Source organism: Polyangium sp. 6x1 (assembly GCF_029946515.1).
GTDB lineage: Bacteria > Myxococcota_A > Polyangia > Polyangiales > Polyangiaceae > Polyangium.
In genome coordinates, this window is sequence record NZ_JARZHH010000058.1 from 58,754 (window position 1) to 74,335 (window position 15,582).

Sequence of the window (15,582 nt, forward strand, 5' to 3'; positions counted from 1 at the left end):
TGGGACCGGCCGCCCTACGCCCCCGCCCCCGCCCTGCCCTGCGCCGCGCATGAAGTCCTGTCCCACGTGCAGCCTCCGCTATCCGAGCGAGAGCAACACTTGCTTCGCCGACGGCTCGACGCTCGTCGTGCTCCGGGATCCATGGCTCGGCAGCACCGTCGCGGGCAGGTACGTGCTCGACGAGCTCATCGGCATCGGCGGCATGGCCTCCGTGTACCGCGCGCGCTTCCTGCTCACCGACCGGCCCTGCGCGGTGAAGCTCCTGAACCCGCAGCTCGCCTCGGACCACACGACGCGCGAGCGCTTCAACCGCGAGGCGAAGCTCGCCCAGCGTCTCGCGCACCCGAACATCATCGAGATCTTCGACCACGGCGACGCAGAGGACGGCACGCCCTTCCTCGTGATGGAGCTGCTCGAAGGCGAGAGCCTCTCGGAGATCATCGCAGCCGGCCCCGTGCCGCTCTCGCGCGCGCTGCCGATCGCCATCCAGATGACCCGCGCGCTCGCCCGCGCCCACGACTTCGAGGTCATCCATCGCGACCTCAAGCCGGAGAACGTCTTCTTGCTCCGGGGTGACCGCGTCAAACTCCTCGACTTCGGCATCGCGCGCTGCGCGCAAGACGTGCGCCTGACGAACGCAGGCGAGGTCTTCGGCACACCCGAGTACATGGCGCCCGAGCGCGCGACGTCCTCGGACGCAGGCCCGCCAGCCGATCTCTACGCGCTCGGCGTGATCGTCTTCGAGATGCTCACGCAGCGTCTGCCCTTCGACGCGCCGAGCCCCGCGCAGATCCTGAACAAGCACATGCTGGAGCCGCCGCCGCGCCTCGCCGAGCACCTGCCCGACGCGCCGCCCGCGCTCGATCACCTGGTCTACGACCTGATGTCGAAGGTGCCCGACGGCCGGCCCGTCGACGCCCACCGTGTCCTCGCAGCGCTCCAGGAAGTCAGCGAAGCCGCGCAGGTCCCCATGCCGCCCGATCTCGACGCGGCCCCCCTCGCGCCGCCGCGCCCCTCGTCCGCCGCAGCGCAGCGCTGGAGCACGCGCGTCGAGATCGTCGAGCGCCTCGTCAGCAAGACCTACGGCGGCGCCTTGCCCGTCGAAGTCGCGCGCACGCTCGAACAGATGAAGGCCCACGTGAAGGAGCTCGCAGAGCTCCGGACCCGCGGGCTCGAGGAGCAACGCGCACTCGACACGATCCACCGCGAGTGGAAGGAAGGCCGCTTCCGCCAGGGCAAAGCCATGGATCGGCTCACCGTGGACATCTCGCGGACACGTGAGGAAGCACGCGCGACACGAGCCGGCATCGCGCCGCTCGCCGGGGCCGCAAGGTCCCTCGCACCACGCGTGCGCGAGGCGCACCGAGAGGTCGTCTTCTGGGAGGGCCGGAGCGGCTTCCGCGAGCCCTACCGCGAGCTCGCAGCCGCCTACCGCGCACTCGCCGATCTCGTGGACCTCTGGACAAACGCGCGCCACGCCGAGCTCGAAGTCGAGGCAGCAGCCGTCGAGAAAGAGCGCGCCGTGGCCGAAGTAGACCAGCAAATCCGAGAGCTCCGGCACAGCCTGGTGATCGCGGATCGGGCGATGGAGGATCGCAAAGCGAAGCACTTCCTCGCCCTCGCAGACGTCGGCCGGCGCGCCGAGAAGCTCGAGTTCGAGCTCTTGCGCTCCTCAGGGCGAATCTGCGCGCCGCTCCGAGGCCGCGCAGATCTGGCGCCGTTCTTCGCAGAGCTCGCCGGGAGCGCGCCCGTGGCGGCTGCACCGGCGTAGCGCGTCGCATCGGGAGGCCGTTTCGCTGGGGCTTTGCCCCAGGCCCCAGCAGGGGTTGTCCACCCCTGCACCCGGACCAGCGCAAGCGCTGGACTCGGGGTCGATGAACTGCGCGATGCGCAGTTCATCGAACGGGCCAGGGTCAAGACCGCAACCGATCCTGCCAGCCAAGACAGCCGCGCTGACGGTTCAACGGGCGACGTGGTACCAGCGACGGCCTGTTGGAAGAACTGCGCATCGCGCAGTTCTTCCACGAAAGGTCCAGGGCTGGCCCTGGTCCGGGTCGAGGGGCGGATAGCCCCCGCGGGGTCCGGGGCAGCGCCCCGGCGCGGCGGCCTGCGACGAGAGAGAGCTGTTGGGGGTGACGTAACGTTTGTGCGATGATGGGTCTGAGGCGCGAGATCGCGCTGCGATTTCAGGCGCGGGAGCCTGCGAGAGCATGTCGGGGAAGGTCAAGCAGATCATCGACGCCATCGTCGCTCATCGCTCGCGGGGCAACCCGACGATGGCGGGGTTCGTCCGCGCGAAGCTCATGCTGAAGGGCATCGATCCTTCGAAGCACACGGACACTTCCTCTGACGATCCTGAGGTCCTGCGCAAGCTCGAGGCCCTCGCGCGTGAGCTCGGTGTTGATTTGCCTGGACCGGGCGCGGGTGTGTCGTGGCGACCGCCGCCGTCCTCGGGCTCGCATCGCTAGCATCGTCGAGAGCGCGCAGGGAGGATTGTCAACGTGCCCGTTCGAACTGCTCATGCGACCGAGATCGGCGCAGACGACGTTGCGCGCCGGATGCGCGCGGAGCTCGCCTCGGTCGAGCCTGTCGTGGTCTTGTACTTCGCGGGTGGCCGCCGCGATCCACGCGCGCTCGCCGAGGCGATGCAGCGTGCGTTTCCGGGCGCGCTCGTGGTTGGTTGCACGACGGCTGGGGAGCGCGAGGGACGCGCTTGGCGCAAGGGCTCGGTCGTTGCGATGGCGCTCGGCGCCGAGGTCGTGCGGGATGCGGCTGTTGCCGTGATCGAAAACCTCCGCGGGCGTGCGGACGTGAAGGACGCGCTCGCGCCGCTCGAGGCGCACTTTGGCCGTCCCCTCGCGAGCTTGGATCCCTCGCGCCACGTGGGCCTCCTGCTCGTCGACGGCCTCTGCATGGCCGAGGATCGCCTCATGGATCGGCTCGGCGACCTCACCGACATCCCGATCCTCGGCGGCTCGGCTGGCGATGACCTCGCCTTCGCTTCCACGTGGGTCGCGAAGGATGGCACGGCGTACACGAACGCTGCGGTCCTGCTCCTGCTCGAGCCTGCCGTGCCGTTCCGCGCGCTCAAGACGCAGAGCTTTCGCCCCCTCGATCGCACGCTTCGCGTCACGGCTTGCGACGAGGCGACGCGCGTCGTGCATGCGTTCGACGGCAAACCTGCGGCGGCGCGGTACGCCGAGGTGCTCGGGATCTCGGCGGACGAGCTCGCGGATCACTTCCAGCGCCACCCGCTCGGCTTGATGGTCGGCGACGAACCTTTCGTGCGCAGCCCGCAGCAGCTCCGCGGCGAGAGCGTCGTCTTTTACTGCAACGTCCCCGAGGGCACGGTCCTCACCGTGCTCGAAGCGAGTGACATCGTGGAGGACACGCGCCGCGCGCTCGCGACGGCCCGCGAGGAGCTCGGTGGCGCGTCGGCGCTCGTCGACTTCGACTGCGTCTTGCGCACGCTCGAGATCGAGACGCGGGGCCTCGTCGAGCCGTATGGCGCTCTCTTCGAGGGTGTCCCGACGGTCGGGTTCAGCACGTACGGCGAGCAGTTCGTCGGTCACGTGAACCAGACGGCCACGATGCTCCTGCTCGGCTGATCGCCTCTCGGACGAGCTCGCCGTGGGGCTTCCGGGCTGCCTGTCGGGGCTCCATCTGCCTCCGCATGGCGTTCGCGGGGATCCTCTTCGACGTGGATGGCGTGCTCGTCGATTCGCCGCACGAGCGAGCCTGGCGGGAGACTTTGGAGGAGCTCATGCGCGGCCCGTGGAGCGACCTCGCGGCGCAGTCGCGGTACACGCCCGAGCGGTTCACCACGGCGGTTTACCAGGAGCTCGTCGCGGGCAAACCTCGCGAGGACGGGGCGCGCGCGGCGCTCGAATACTTCGGCGTTCCGAGCGCCGCCGCGCGCGCTGCGGAGTACGGCGCGGCGAAGCAGGCGAAGATCCTGAAGCTCATCGAGGAAGGCGCGTTCCAGGCCTTCCCCGACGCGCTGCGGTTCGTGCTCGCCGTGCGCGACATGGGCTTGCCGATGGCGGTCGCGTCGTCGTCGAAGAACGCGAACGAGCTACTCGCGCGGATCGTCGTGCCCGAGCCCATGCCGGGCATTCGTCCGGATCCGCTCGGCAAAGAGCCGGGCACGACGCTCATCGACCTCTTCGACGCGAACGTCTGCGGACGGACGTTCCCCCGGGGCAAACCGTACCCGGACATCTTCCTCGGGGCCGCGGCGGGGCTCGGCGTGCGGCCCGAGGCAGCGCTCGTGGTCGAGGACGCGTCGTCGGGGGTTCAGGCGGCGAAGGCGGGCGGGATGCGGGCGCTCGGGGTGGCGCGGCTCGGCGATGCCGAGCTCTTGCGGGCGGCGGGGGCGGACCTCGTGGTGGAGTCGCTCGACGAGGTGGACCGGGACGCGCTCGCGCGGGGGACGCTCGCGCGCATCAGGAAGGCGGCGTGATCAGGAAAGACCACGCAGCATCAGGTTCCAGTACATCCAGGGCAGCCCGTACCGCTTCAGCAGGTACATGTCGTACCGCTCCTTCATCGTGTCGATGAGCGGGATCGACGGCGTGGGTTTGCCGCTGTAATCGAACTCGGCGAGCAGCATCGTGTCGTACGACGTGACGAGCGGGCACGAGGCATAACCGTCGTACTTCGCCAGAGGCTCCTTGCCGTTCATGACGGCGAGCAGGTTCTCCACGAGGACTGGCGCCTCCTTGCGGATGGCCGCGCCCGTGCGCGAGGTCGGCAGCTCCGAGGCGTCCCCGAGCGCGAAGACGTTCGGGTAATCGGGGTTCTGCATCGTGTGCTTGTCGGCCTTCGCCCAGCCCTTGTTCGGGCCGTCCTTGTGCGCGATCGGGCTCCGCTTGATGAAATCGGGCGCGCTTTGCGGCGGCACGACGTGCATCATGTCGTATCGAACCGTCTCCCGCGCGCCGGCCGCATTCCCCATGACGGCGAAGACCGCCTCCTTCCGGTCCGGATGCACCTCGACCAGGTTGCGCTCGAATTTCGTCTGGATGCCGTACCGCTCGACGACCTGCTCGAGCACGGCGCGGTACTCCGCGACCCCGAAGATCGCCTTTTGCCCCGAGCCGAGGACCACGCTCGACCGATCGAGCACGCCCGTCTTGCGCCAGTGATCGCAGGCGAGGTAGGTGATCTTTTGCGGCGCGCCTGCGCATTTGATCGGCCCCGCGGGGTGCGTGAAAAGCGCCGTCCCGCCGTGGAACGACTCGATGAGGCGCCACGTCTTCGGCGCGAGGCGGAAATCGTAATTGCTCGACACGCTCTCGGTCTTCAGCGCCTCGCGCAGACCGGGCACGGCGTCCCAGTCGAGCTGGATGCCCGGCGCGACGACCAGGAAATCGTAGCCGATGCGCCCGCCGCCGCGGACGCCCACCGTCTGCGCCACCGGATCGATCTCCTCGGCGAAGTCCTTGATCCAGCGGGCGCGCTCGGGGATGAGGGCGGCCTCGTCGCGCTCCGATTGTTCCGCGCTCACGATGCCCGCGCCGACGAGCGTCCAGAGGGGCTGGTAGTAGTGTTTTTCGGAGGGCTCGACGATCGCGACGTCCTCGATGCCGGCGCGCGCGAGCCGCGCGGCCACGGAGATGCCGGCCGTGCCGCCGCCGATGATCACGACGCGCGCGCGCCCGAGCTCCGGGCTCGCGGCGGGCTCCGATCGCGGAAGGCTTGCTTTCGGGGAGATCGGTGCGGTCGTCGTCGTGGCCATCTCGTTTCCTCTTCCAGAAGGTTCGGTTCGTCCGGGACCAAGCAAGCAAGATGCCATCCCGCGCTCCACGCGCCAGCGCCAAAGTGAGCGGGCGCCCGCGGACGGGCGCACGGTCATGTTCCAGGCGCGTTTCAAGGATGTTTCACGGTGTTTCAGCACGCGGGACGGGACGCCCCCGGCGGAAATGCGGCAAACCACGAGGACCGTGGTGGCCTTGGGTTTTACCTTTCGGCGGGACGACCGGGCAATCCGGCGGCCCAGGGGCGCGTGATCACGCCGAGCGCGAGCGCGGCCACGAGGACGAGCAGCGGCAGCGGGAGCTGCTTTCCGAGCATGAAGAGCCCCATCGCCACGACGAGCCACGCGAACACGCGGCGCAGGTTCTCCGGCGAAACACGCTTTCCGAGGAGCGCGCCCGCCACGCTGCCGAGGGCGGCGCACGCGGTGACGCTCGCGACGAGGACCGGATCGAGGTGCGCGTGCGCCGCGTGCCCCGCGAATCCGGCGAACGATTGCAGCGTGATGACGAACAGCGACGTCGCGACGGCCTCACGCATGGCGAGCCCGCCGAAAAGGACGAGCGCGGGGACGATGAGAAAGCCGCCGCCCGCGCCGACGAGCCCCGCGAAACACCCCACGGCAAAGCCGAGCAAAAGCGCGCGCTCCACGCGCAGCTCGCGCCGATCCGCGGGGGCCTCGCCGCGCCCACGCAGCATGAAGATGGCCGTCACGACCATCGTCGCGCCGAACACGACGAGGAGGACTTCCTCGGGGACGAAATGCGCGAGCCGCCCGCCCGCGAAGGCCCCGACCATCGCCGCGGCGCCGAACAGCGCGCCGACCCGATAACGAACGTGGCCGCGCCGCGCGTGAAAGAAGAGGCTCACGAGCGCGGTCACGCCGACGACGAAGAGCGAGGTCGCAATGGCGGCCCGCGGCTCGACGTCGAGCACATACACGAGCATGGGCAACGTGAGAATGGCTCCCCCGCCGCCGAGCATGCCGAGGACGACACCGATCACGAGCGCGAGCGTGGCGCCGAGGACGAGCATATCCATCCCCTCAGCGCTCGACCGGCAGGCCCGCCTCGTTCCAGGCGATCATGCCACCGGCCATGTTCATGACACATGAATACCCCGCGACCGAGAGCGCCGCCGCGGCCTGGCCCGAGCGGCGCCCGGAGCGACACACGAGGACGAGGGGTTCGTCCTTGCGGAGGGCCGCCTCGTCCAATCGCGCGAGCGGGACGTTCTCCACGCCAGCCACGTGGCCGAGATCGCCGACGAGCTCGGAAGGCTCACGGACGTCGATCAGCCGCGCGCCGGAGCTCGCCGCGGCGACGTCCCTCGGCGCGACATCGCGATAACCGGCGGGGTTCGGGGTGGACGTCTCGAACAGCGTGCGCATGGGGCTCTCTCCTCGCGCGCCGCGAGCTGCAAAGGAGGTGCCACGGTCCGTTTCACGCGGATCCCAAGCAAAACCCTCCTTTGTTCGGCGCCCGCGCCCGCTCTTTGAAACATCGTGCAACACGCCGTGGCGCGTGTTGCAACATCGTTCAGCCCTGCCCGGCGAGGCCGAGCTCGCGCATCCTCCGCCACAAGGTCACGCGGCTCATGCCGAGGATCTGCGCGGCGCGCTGGCGATTGCCTCGGGTGCGAACGAGCACCTCCTGGATCCGGCGCGCCTCGGGGTTCGGGTGCTCGGCGCCCGCCTCGGGCGCGTCGGACGGCGCGATCTGCTCGGCACCGGCGACGTTCGGGTCGACCAGCTCGGGCGGCAAATCCGCGGGCACGAGCGTCGAGCCGTCGCCCATCGCATACGCATACGCGAGCACGTTCTTCAGCTCGCGCACATTGCCGGGCCACGAATACCGCCGGAGAATGGTCATGGCCGCCGGAGAGACCCGATCGATCCGCCGCCGGCTGCTCTCGTTCCGGAGCATCATGAATTTCTCGACGAGGAGCGGGATGTCGTCGGGCCTCTCGCGCAAGGAGGGGATGAAGACCGGGATGACCCGCAATCGATACATGAGATCCGCGCGGAAACGGCCCGCCTCGACCTCTTTCCGCAAGGCGCGGTGCGTGGCCGAGACGAAACGCACGTCGACGGGGACGGGCTCGCGCGCGCCCACGGGAAACACGGAGCGCGTCTCGACCACGCGGAGGAGCTTCGCCTGGAGCTCGAGCGGCATCTCCGCGATCTCGTCGAGAAACAACGTGCCGCGATGCGCGAGCTGCACGTGCCCGGGTGTATCGCGGACCGCGCCGGTGAAGGCCCCGCGCGCGTGCCCGAAGAGCTCGCTTTCGAGGAGGTGCGACGGCAAGGCCGCGCAATTGATGGCCCGAAACGGCCCCTTGCGCCGTCCCGAGAGCGCGTGAATGGCGCCCGCGACGAGCTCCTTGCCCGCGCCCGTCTCGCCGCGCACGAGCACCGTCACGTCGTCACCCGCGACCCGCTCGAGCACGCGAAACATCGCTTTCATCGCCGGGTCCTGCGTCCACATGCCGTGAAACAGGACCTCGCCCTCCTCGAAGGACTCGCCCGCGTCGTCGAGCAAGAGGAGCGTGCCCACCCGGGCGCGCCCGCGGGTCACGGGCAACGAGCGCACGCGCACGAGGCGCCGTCCGGGCCCGCGCGGCGGGAGAATGGCCCGCACCGGCCGCCCCTCCGCGAGCGCCTCGGCCACGGGGCGCCGTTCGCTCTCACCGCAGAGAAGCTTCGGCGCCGACACGTGCGGCGGGATCTCGACCCCGAGCAGCTCCGCCGCGGCCGGCGTGGACAGGACGATCCGAAGCTCCTCGTCGAGGACGAGCGCCGCGCCCGAGGCGGCCTCGAGGGCGCTCGCGATCACGTCCTCGGTCGATGGGGCGGGAGGTTTGCGGGGCACGCCCGCAACGTATCATGTTGCAACGCGTGTTTCAGCTTGTCCGCGCGTCCCTCCGCGCCCCGTCGTCGTCCACGGGCTTCCTGAGGTTCAGGGGGATGCGGAGGTAGCGGACGCCGTTGTCGTGCTCGGCGGGCAGACGTCCGGCGTCGATGTTCACCTGCACGCTGTGCCAGAGCAATCGGGGCGCCGCGAGCGTCGCGTCCCGCGCATTGCGGAGCGCCACGAAGTCGCCGCGCGTGGTCTCGGCGCGGAGATGAACGTTTTCGCGCTTGGAGCGCCCGATCGTGGTCTCGGCGCGCATCGGGCGGCCGCCGGGCTGGTAATCGTGGCCCACGAAGACGCGCGTCTCGTCGGGCAGGGCGTAAAGTTTGTCGTGAATGGACGTATAAAGCGTGTCGGCCGATCCGCGCGGAAAATCGCAGCGCCCGGTGCCGTAATCCTCGATGAACAGGGCGTCCCCGGTGAAGACCACGTCGCCGATGAGGTACGACACGCAGCCGGGCGTGTGGCCGGGCGTCGAGAGCGTCTCGATGCGCAGCGCGCCGGCTTCGAGGACCTGGCCGTCTTCGAGGAGCACGTCGAACTGGCTGCCGTCGGTGCGGAAGCTCGGGGGCATGTCGAACACGGTCTTGAAGATGGCCTGCACCTCCCGGATCCCCGCGCCGATGGCCGTGCGCCCGCCGAACCGCTTCTTCAGCCAGGGCGACGCGGTCAAATGGTCGGCGTGGGCGTGCGTCTCGAGCGCCCAGTGCAGCCGGAGACCTTCCTTTTCGAGGAACGCCGCGACCTTCTCGACCGAGGCCGTGCTGACCGTGGAGGACATGGGATCGTAATCGAGCACCGAGTCGATGACGACGGCGTCCTTCGAATCGGGATCGTACACCACGTACGTCAGCGTGGAGGTGGCGGGATCGTGGAAGAGCTCGACGTGGACCATGGCAACCCAGCTACCTGAGCAAGGAGCGGGCCAACACGGGAAGGCGGCCAGAGTCAGGTTCCAGGGCAGCGGGCGGGCGGCGCGTGTTTCAGGACGTGAAACACGCGGGCGAGCGGGCGCGAGCGGTCAGCCCCGGAAGCGACACCGATGATAAAGCTGCCGCTCGACGTGATCACCCGCGGAGAACGACACCACCTCCGTCGCGAGGACCTCGATCCCCGCGTCCCGGAGCACGACATCGAGCTCCGCTTGCGGATATGCGCTCACGCGAATGGGTCGACCGAGGAAGGGCAGCTCGACATAGTCGAAATCCCCCTCCACCATCGAGAGCGCGAGGTGCCCACCCGGCCGCAAAGCGCGCCCGATCTTCGCGAGCGCCGCGGGGATCTCCGACTTCCGCAGCATCAGGAGTGAAAAGAAGGCCGCAGCGCCGCCGAACGAGCCGGGCTCGGGCGAGAAGCTCATCACGTCGACCTGCTCGAAGGTCGCGCCCGGGGCATTGCGCCGCGCGAGCCGCAGCATCTCCTTCGAGATGTCGACCCCGTGCACGGAGAGCCCGGCCTCCGCGAGCAGCTTCGCCGTGGGAATGCCACTGCCGCACCCCACGTCGAGCACCCGATCGCCCGGCGCGAGGCGCTCGGCGAGCCACCGCGTCGCCTCCACCTGCGCGCGCTTGTCCGCAAAAACCTCGTCGTATTTCTCGCCGATGGCGTCGAAGGCCGCGGCCTGCTCGGTGATGTCGTCCTTGCTCATGGTCTCCTCGGAGACCGGGTCGGTACCACGAGTGCGCGCTCGTCGGAAGCGGGACGCCCGCCGGGAGCCACCAAAACAAAATTTCGACGCGAGCTCGCGCGTCTAGCGCGTCGACGAGGGGCCGGCCTCCTGATACCTTGGTCCGCTGGCGGAGGTGGGGCTCTTGGCAACCGAGCAGGCGGACCATCCCTTCGAGGCATTCTTTCGCACATATCCAGGCGCATTCGTCATCCTGAGCCCGAACGGCGAGGTGATTGCGATGAATGCAGCCGCCCGCGCGCTCGCCGGCGAACGACTCGTGCCAGGGGCCCGTGTCGCGGAACACGCGCCCGCGGAGGACGCGTCCGCGCTCACCCAGGCCCTCGGGCGCATCCCGGACGACGGCGCGCCCACGCGCCTCACGTGCCGCGCGCGGCAGCCGAACGGCGGAATGCTGTCGCTCACGTGGCAGGTCTGGCGCGCGCCGGGGCGACCGGAGATTTTCGCCACACTTTCGCTCGCCGAGGCCCCGCACGCGCCCGCGCATGCGCACAGGGAAGAGAAGACCACGGAAACACCCGTCTCCGAGCTCGTGCTGCGCGCCCTCCTCGATCACCTCGACGTCATCGCGTGGGCCACGGACAAGGAGGGCATTTACACGTTCTACGACGGCAAGGCGCTCGCGGCGTTCGGGGCCGCGCCGGGGCAGCTCCTCGGCAAGAGCGTGTTCGACGTCTTCGGCGACCACATCAGCCCGGCCATGCGGGCGGCGCTCGACGGCGCCCCGGGGCGCGAATCCATCCACATCGTGGGGTCGCACTGGGACAATTTCTACTTGCCCATCCGCGACGCTGGCAATGGCTTCGCGGGCGTGCTCGGCATCTCGCAAAACACGAACGAGGGCCAGCGCATCCGGGAGGAGCTCGAGGCGCGCCTCGCCCTCATCGAGCGCCAAGAGGCCGTGATCCGCGATCTGGAGACGCCGATCATCCAGGTCTGGGAGCACGTGCTCACGTTGCCCATGATTGGCGTCGTCGACAGCCGGCGCGCCGCGCGGGTCATGGATGACCTGCTCGGCGCCGTCTCCCGCACCTCCGCCCGCTTCGCCATTCTCGATCTGACCGGCGTGGAGATCGTGGACACGGCCACCGCGTCCCACCTCGTGCAGATGATCCGCGCCATTCGCCTGCTCGGCGCCGAGGGCATTCTCACGGGCATCCGGCCGACCGTCGCCCAGACCCTCATCTCGCTCGGCGTGGACCTGTCCGGCATCCCCACGCACGGGACCTTGCGGCACGGCCTCGCATTCTGCATCCGGCGCCTGGAGAGCAAGCCCCGCAGCGCCACGCTTTGACGCGCCACGGCCGCCGAGATCGTGATAGGGTCGCGGGCATGGAAGCGAGGGTGCAGCGAACCAGGACGCGGCGTCCGTGGTGGATCGCCGCGGCCCTCGTGGGTCTGCTCGGCTCCCCTGCCCTCGCGCGCGCCGAAGAACCTTCGCCCTCGCCTTCGCCTTCGCCGGAGCCCGCCCCGCGCGGCGAGCTCTTCGTGGCCGTCTCCTCGGCCCTCGGCACGACTGATTGGCGCACCGACGTCACCGGGTATGGCGGCATCGCGCTCGGCCTGCGGCTCTTCGGCGTCGTGACCCCGTTCGCCGAGGGTCGCCTCGGGTATGGCACCGTCGATCAGCGCCTGCTCACGTTTCTATCGCTCGGCGTACGGGCCGGGTGGCAAGCGACGCCGCGCGTGTATCCGCGGGCCCACGTCGGGTTCGTCCATCAGCACGAGGAATCGATGGCCTCGGTCGCCGAGGAGCCGGCCGGCGCGGTGCTCGGCATTGGCCCCGGCATTCGCCACCGGGCCGGCGTTCAATTTGGCCTCGGCTGCGATTTCACGCTGGTCCGCCGGTCGAAATTCACGCTGGCCCTCGGCCCCGAGCTCGTCGGCGCCTACCTCGGGTATTCGAGCGGGCCGAACCTGTATGGGTTCGTCGGCGCAAACCTCGGCGCCCATTTCGCCTTGTTCTGAGGATTCGATGCGCCCTGTGCCCCGCCTCGCGCTCGCTACGGCTCCCCTCGTTCTGGCCGCGTGCAGCTTGTTCTACACGGACATGGACGACTGGGCCTGCCCTCCCGACGGGACCGAGCTCACCTACGAGAATTTCGGCGCGGCGTTCATGAACGCCCATTGCCAGAGCTGCCACGCCTCCACGGCCACGGACCGCCTCGGCGCGCCGGGGGAGTTCATCTTCGACACGAAATCGCAGATCCAGCGGCACCGGGCGCGCATCTTCGCGCGGAGCGCCGCGGAGAACGACTCGATGCCGCCCGGCCCCGACGATCCGTCCCTCGACGAGCGCATGAAGCTCGCCGACTGGCTCGCGTGCGGCGCGCCCTGATCCACTTCACCGCGCAGGCTTCGCGGCCTCGCCGCTCTCGAGCTCGCGCAATCGCTCCTCGAGGGACTTCTTGAGCTCGGGCTCGGAGATGGCCCCGATCCGCTTCTGCAGCGCGCGGACCTGCGCCACCCGGAGCGCGTCCTCGGCGGGCACGGCGATATCGGGCGAGACGCCTGTCCCCTCCCAGTTCGTCCGCGTGATCGGATTGATGGCGCGGCCCGAGGGGACGAACGCGGCGAGGTGATCGCCGAGGCGCAAGAACTCCCCCGGGTTCGCCCCGCCCCACGTCGTTTCGCCGATGATGACGGCGCGCTTCTGGGTCTGGAGGTCATAGGCGAACTCCTCGGCGCCCGACCCGGTCCGTTTGCTCGTGAGCACGTAGACGTCCTTGCCCAGATATCGTTTGCCCGGCACGCTCGGGCTCGTCCAGAATTGCCGCGTCTCGTTCTTCGGGCGCTCGTAGATGTCGTTGAGGTGCACGGCGCCCTCGAAGAAATAGCTGCACAGCGCGGCGACGAGCTCCGGATCGCCCCCGCCATTTCGGCGAACGTCGACGATGAGCGCGTCCGTCTCGGCGAGGAAATTCATCGCCGCAGCCGCCGCCTCGACGCCACGACCTACGAACGCGAAGGAGCGCACCTCGACGTATCCGATGTTCCCGGGCAAACGCTCCACCCGCTCGAACCCGCCGTTCAGCCGCTGCCCCTCCGCCTCGAACCGCTCGCGCTCCGCCGCCGTCGGCTCCGTTTGCAGCTCTGCATCGGGGATCTTCTCGGCCCGGTACCCCACGCGGAAATGCGCGTCCTTCAGGACCTCGTTCACGTGCGTCGTGAGCGTCGCGGCCAGCGCGTGCCCCGTGGCCAGCTTGTCGTATTCGCCGCGCTTGCGCCGGGCCTCCACGGCGGCCCGCACCTGCTTGGCTTTCTCGGGGAACACATACCGCGCATCGAGTTTTTGGAGCAGCGCGTCGATCGCCGCGTTGCGCTCCTCGGGCGTCACCGGACCGTCCGGCCCGCGTGGAGGCCCGGGCTCCGCCTCCACGGCCATCTGCGGCGAAGGGCTCGCGAGGATCGGCGCCTGGGCCGGTACGGCCGAGCCCCCGCAGGCGGCGACGAACAAAAGTGGAAAAACCCCGAGCCCCATCATCCTTCGCATGCGCCAAACTCCTTCTCTGTTCGCATCTACGATCGTCCGCCGTTCGGGTGACGCTGCCGCGAGCACCCCGTGACGGGAGAGCAGGATTTCGACGCCCCGCTGTGGCGACGCGCGGGCGCCCGCCGGGGACGATTCAATCGAAGAGCGGCAGCCCCGTCGCGACCCTGCCGATGAAATCGTAGAGCAGGTCCGTCGTCGGGGACATCACGGTGGCGGCGCGCGCGTCGCGGAAATTCCGCTCCACCCCCACCTCCTTGCGGAACGCGGCCCCGCCGCAGACGCGCATGGCGAGGTCCGTCACCTCGGTCGCCATTTCGCCGGCCGCCGCCTTCACCTCCAGCACGCGCAGATCTGCGTCCTCGCGCCTGGCCTCGATCGCCGCCACCGTGTCGCGCACGAGCGCGCGCACCATGTCCGTCTTCATGCGCATCCGCGCCACGAACGCCCGCACCGTCCCGAGGTGCGCAAGCGATTGCCCCGTGGTCGAGAGCGTCGTCTTCGCGACGTGCTCCGAGGCCTTCCGCGTCGCGGCCTCCATCACGCCGAGATACGCGCTCGCGCTGATGACCTGGAAATAGGGCAGCGCGATTCCCATCATGATGCCGAACCCCCCGCCGTCGGCCCCGATCATCGCGTCGCGCGGGATCCGCACGCCCTCGGCCATGATGGGGCTCGACGCATTGCCGCGCAGGCCGAGGCCATCGAAGGGCACGGGCACGGCGAGGCCCGGAGCGCGCCCGGGGACGAGCCACAACGTGCTCATTCCCTCGGCCGCGAGCGGCCGGCTCGACCACACGTACGAATCGACGTGCCCCGCCGACGTAGCCCAGCTCTTCCTGGCGTCGAGCCGCACGCCGGCGCCGTCCGGCGATGCCGTGCTGACGGGGGCCCAGAAATGGCTCCGCGATCCGACCTCCGAGAACGCGAGCGTGGTGACGTGTTTGCCCGCGGCGATGGCCTCCCGCGTGGCGCGCGGGCCGTGCTGCTCGATCACGGCGGTCGCGCAATAATGCATGCAAAGGACCATTCCCGTCGATGCACACGCGGCGGACACGGCCTCCACGACCTCGGCCGCGGCCCCGAGCCCCGCGCCACGCCCGCCCACCTCGGGCGCGCAGATCAAGCCGAGGATCCCCGCCTGCCCCAGCGCTTCCATCGCCGACTTCGGCCACTTTCCCTCGGCATCCACGGCGATCGCGCTCGGCCCGACGATCTCCTTGATGATTTTCTGCAAAGCTTCCATCCGCCCGTCCTTCCTCGACCGGCATTGACGGTACCGGTGTTGCCGGCCAATGGCAAGGAAGGCGGATCTCTCGACGTGACGGCGTGGGAACGTCGCGTCCCCGATGATCCGCGCCTCGCTCCTCGTCAAAGGGAGCCCGTACCCCTGAGCGCGTGCGTTGCTTTGCGCTTGACACGGGGTGCCATTCGGAATTCCCATCGCGTATGCGAACGCTCGGCCCGCCGCTCTTCCTGGTGATCGCGTCCCTCGTCGCGGGTTGCCCGGCGGACCCGCCGGAGGGCAGCGGCGGCGGCGGCAGTGGTGGCGTCGCGGGCCAAGGCGGCAGCGGCGGCAGTGGCGGCAGTGGTGGCAGTGGTGGCGTCGCGGGACAGGGCGGCAGCGGCGGCAGTGGTGGCAGCGGCGGCGTCGCGGGACAGGGCGGCAGCGGCGGCGTCGCGGGCCAAGGCGGCAGCGGCGGCAGTGGTGGCAGCGGCGGCGAGGCCGGCCAAGG

At 69.8% G+C, this 15,582-nt stretch carries 15 protein-coding genes and 1 pseudogene; 8 read left to right on the forward strand and 8 right to left on the reverse strand.

All coding sequences use genetic code 11. The features are described 5' to 3' along the window. Window positions 1-49 precede the first annotated feature (49 nt). From QHF85_RS37430 to QHF85_RS37445, 4 genes are all read left to right on the forward strand, one after another. Window positions 50-1,771, forward strand: coding sequence for a serine/threonine-protein kinase (locus QHF85_RS37430; protein WP_281332205.1), 1,722 nt, complete (start codon window positions 50-52; stop codon window positions 1,769-1,771). 439 nt (window positions 1,772-2,210) lie between these two features. Next, complete coding sequence (locus QHF85_RS37435) at window positions 2,211-2,468, forward strand: hypothetical protein (RefSeq protein ID WP_281332206.1); 258 nt, start codon at window positions 2,211-2,213, stop codon at window positions 2,466-2,468. A 33-nt stretch (window positions 2,469-2,501) separates the two neighbouring features. Further along, the gene (locus QHF85_RS37440) at window positions 2,502-3,608 is read left to right on the forward strand and encodes an FIST N-terminal domain-containing protein (RefSeq protein WP_281332207.1); all 1,107 of its coding nucleotides are present in this window, start codon (window positions 2,502-2,504) and stop codon (window positions 3,606-3,608) included. Between the two features lie 65 nt (window positions 3,609-3,673). Further along, window positions 3,674-4,462 carry an HAD-IA family hydrolase gene (locus QHF85_RS37445; RefSeq protein WP_281332208.1) on the forward strand — a complete coding sequence of 263 codons (789 nt, stop codon included), beginning with the start codon at window positions 3,674-3,676 and terminating at the stop codon, window positions 4,460-4,462. Here the strand turns inward: QHF85_RS37445 and QHF85_RS37450 are convergent, their stop codons facing one another. The 6 genes from QHF85_RS37450 to QHF85_RS37475 form a co-directional block, all read right to left on the reverse strand. Further along, the gene (locus tag QHF85_RS37450) at window positions 4,463-5,740 is read right to left on the reverse strand and encodes an FAD-dependent oxidoreductase (protein ID WP_281332209.1); all 1,278 of its coding nucleotides are present in this window, start codon (window positions 5,738-5,740) and stop codon (window positions 4,463-4,465) included. A gap of 221 nt (window positions 5,741-5,961) precedes the next feature. Next, window positions 5,962-6,798 (reverse strand): sulfite exporter TauE/SafE family protein, encoded by an 837-nt coding sequence (locus QHF85_RS37455; RefSeq protein ID WP_281332210.1) that lies wholly within the window; start codon window positions 6,796-6,798, stop codon window positions 5,962-5,964. A gap of 4 nt (window positions 6,799-6,802) precedes the next feature. Further along, a complete protein-coding gene (locus tag QHF85_RS37460; protein WP_281332211.1) occupies window positions 6,803-7,147 on the reverse strand; it encodes a rhodanese-like domain-containing protein in 345 nt (114 codons plus the stop codon). 148 nt (window positions 7,148-7,295) lie between these two features. Then, on the reverse strand, window positions 7,296-8,627 hold the full coding sequence (locus QHF85_RS37465) for a sigma 54-interacting transcriptional regulator (RefSeq protein WP_281332212.1): 1,332 nt from the start codon (window positions 8,625-8,627) through the stop codon (window positions 7,296-7,298). Window positions 8,628-8,658: 31 nt separating this feature from the next. Beyond that, entirely contained in the window at window positions 8,659-9,564 is a 906-nt protein-coding gene (locus tag QHF85_RS37470; protein ID WP_281332213.1) for an MBL fold metallo-hydrolase, read from the reverse strand. Between the two features lie 126 nt (window positions 9,565-9,690). After that, window positions 9,691-10,317 carry a class I SAM-dependent methyltransferase gene (locus QHF85_RS37475; RefSeq protein ID WP_281332214.1) on the reverse strand — a complete coding sequence of 209 codons (627 nt, stop codon included), beginning with the start codon at window positions 10,315-10,317 and terminating at the stop codon, window positions 9,691-9,693. Between the two features lie 163 nt (window positions 10,318-10,480). Between QHF85_RS37475 and QHF85_RS37480 the strand changes: the two genes are divergently transcribed. From QHF85_RS37480 to QHF85_RS37490, 3 genes are read left to right on the forward strand one after another with little or no spacing between them, the layout of a single operon-like run. Further along, window positions 10,481-11,650, forward strand: coding sequence for a PAS domain-containing protein (locus tag QHF85_RS37480; protein WP_281332215.1), 1,170 nt, complete (start codon window positions 10,481-10,483; stop codon window positions 11,648-11,650). Window positions 11,651-11,688: 38 nt separating this feature from the next. After that, the gene (locus QHF85_RS37485) at window positions 11,689-12,324 is read left to right on the forward strand and encodes a hypothetical protein (protein ID WP_281332216.1); all 636 of its coding nucleotides are present in this window, start codon (window positions 11,689-11,691) and stop codon (window positions 12,322-12,324) included. 7 nt (window positions 12,325-12,331) lie between these two features. Continuing rightward, complete coding sequence (locus QHF85_RS37490) at window positions 12,332-12,694, forward strand: hypothetical protein (protein WP_281332217.1); 363 nt, start codon at window positions 12,332-12,334, stop codon at window positions 12,692-12,694. 6 nt (window positions 12,695-12,700) lie between these two features. Here the strand turns inward: QHF85_RS37490 and QHF85_RS37495 are convergent, their stop codons facing one another. Both QHF85_RS37495 and QHF85_RS37500 read right to left on the reverse strand, forming a co-directional pair. Beyond that, the gene (locus tag QHF85_RS37495; RefSeq protein ID WP_281332218.1) at window positions 12,701-13,849 is read right to left on the reverse strand and encodes a S41 family peptidase; all 1,149 of its coding nucleotides are present in this window, start codon (window positions 13,847-13,849) and stop codon (window positions 12,701-12,703) included. 133 nt (window positions 13,850-13,982) lie between these two features. Beyond that, window positions 13,983-15,092 (reverse strand): acyl-CoA dehydrogenase family protein, encoded by a 1,110-nt coding sequence (locus QHF85_RS37500; RefSeq protein ID WP_281332219.1) that lies wholly within the window; start codon window positions 15,090-15,092, stop codon window positions 13,983-13,985. A gap of 203 nt (window positions 15,093-15,295) precedes the next feature. On the opposite strand from QHF85_RS37500, the pseudogene QHF85_RS37505 reads away from it, so the two are divergent. Continuing rightward, window positions 15,296-15,582 (forward strand): annotated as a pseudogene (locus QHF85_RS37505) (hypothetical protein); the annotation flags it as partial.

Excerpts from the sequence above, each read along its gene's own strand:
- QHF85_RS37495 (WP_281332218.1), bottom strand. The coding sequence starts at position 13,849 with ATGCGAAGGATGATGGGGCTCGGGGTTTTTCCACTTTTGTTCGTCGCC.
- QHF85_RS37430 (WP_281332205.1), top strand. The coding sequence starts at position 50 with ATGAAGTCCTGTCCCACGTGCAGCCTCCGCTATCCGAGCGAGAGCAAC.
- QHF85_RS37460 (WP_281332211.1), bottom strand. The coding sequence starts at position 7,147 with ATGCGCACGCTGTTCGAGACGTCCACCCCGAACCCCGCCGGTTATCGC.
- QHF85_RS37485 (WP_281332216.1), top strand. The coding sequence starts at position 11,689 with ATGGAAGCGAGGGTGCAGCGAACCAGGACGCGGCGTCCGTGGTGGATC.
- QHF85_RS37455 (WP_281332210.1), bottom strand. The coding sequence starts at position 6,798 with ATGGATATGCTCGTCCTCGGCGCCACGCTCGCGCTCGTGATCGGTGTC.
- QHF85_RS37450 (WP_281332209.1), bottom strand. The coding sequence starts at position 5,740 with ATGGCCACGACGACGACCGCACCGATCTCCCCGAAAGCAAGCCTTCCG.
- QHF85_RS37500 (WP_281332219.1), bottom strand. The coding sequence starts at position 15,092 with ATGGAAGCTTTGCAGAAAATCATCAAGGAGATCGTCGGGCCGAGCGCG.
- QHF85_RS37445 (WP_281332208.1), top strand. The coding sequence starts at position 3,674 with ATGGCGTTCGCGGGGATCCTCTTCGACGTGGATGGCGTGCTCGTCGAT.
- QHF85_RS37470 (WP_281332213.1), bottom strand. The coding sequence starts at position 9,564 with ATGGTCCACGTCGAGCTCTTCCACGATCCCGCCACCTCCACGCTGACG.
- QHF85_RS37490 (WP_281332217.1), top strand. The coding sequence starts at position 12,332 with ATGCGCCCTGTGCCCCGCCTCGCGCTCGCTACGGCTCCCCTCGTTCTG.
- QHF85_RS37435 (WP_281332206.1), top strand. The coding sequence starts at position 2,211 with ATGTCGGGGAAGGTCAAGCAGATCATCGACGCCATCGTCGCTCATCGC.
- QHF85_RS37475 (WP_281332214.1), bottom strand. The coding sequence starts at position 10,317 with ATGAGCAAGGACGACATCACCGAGCAGGCCGCGGCCTTCGACGCCATC.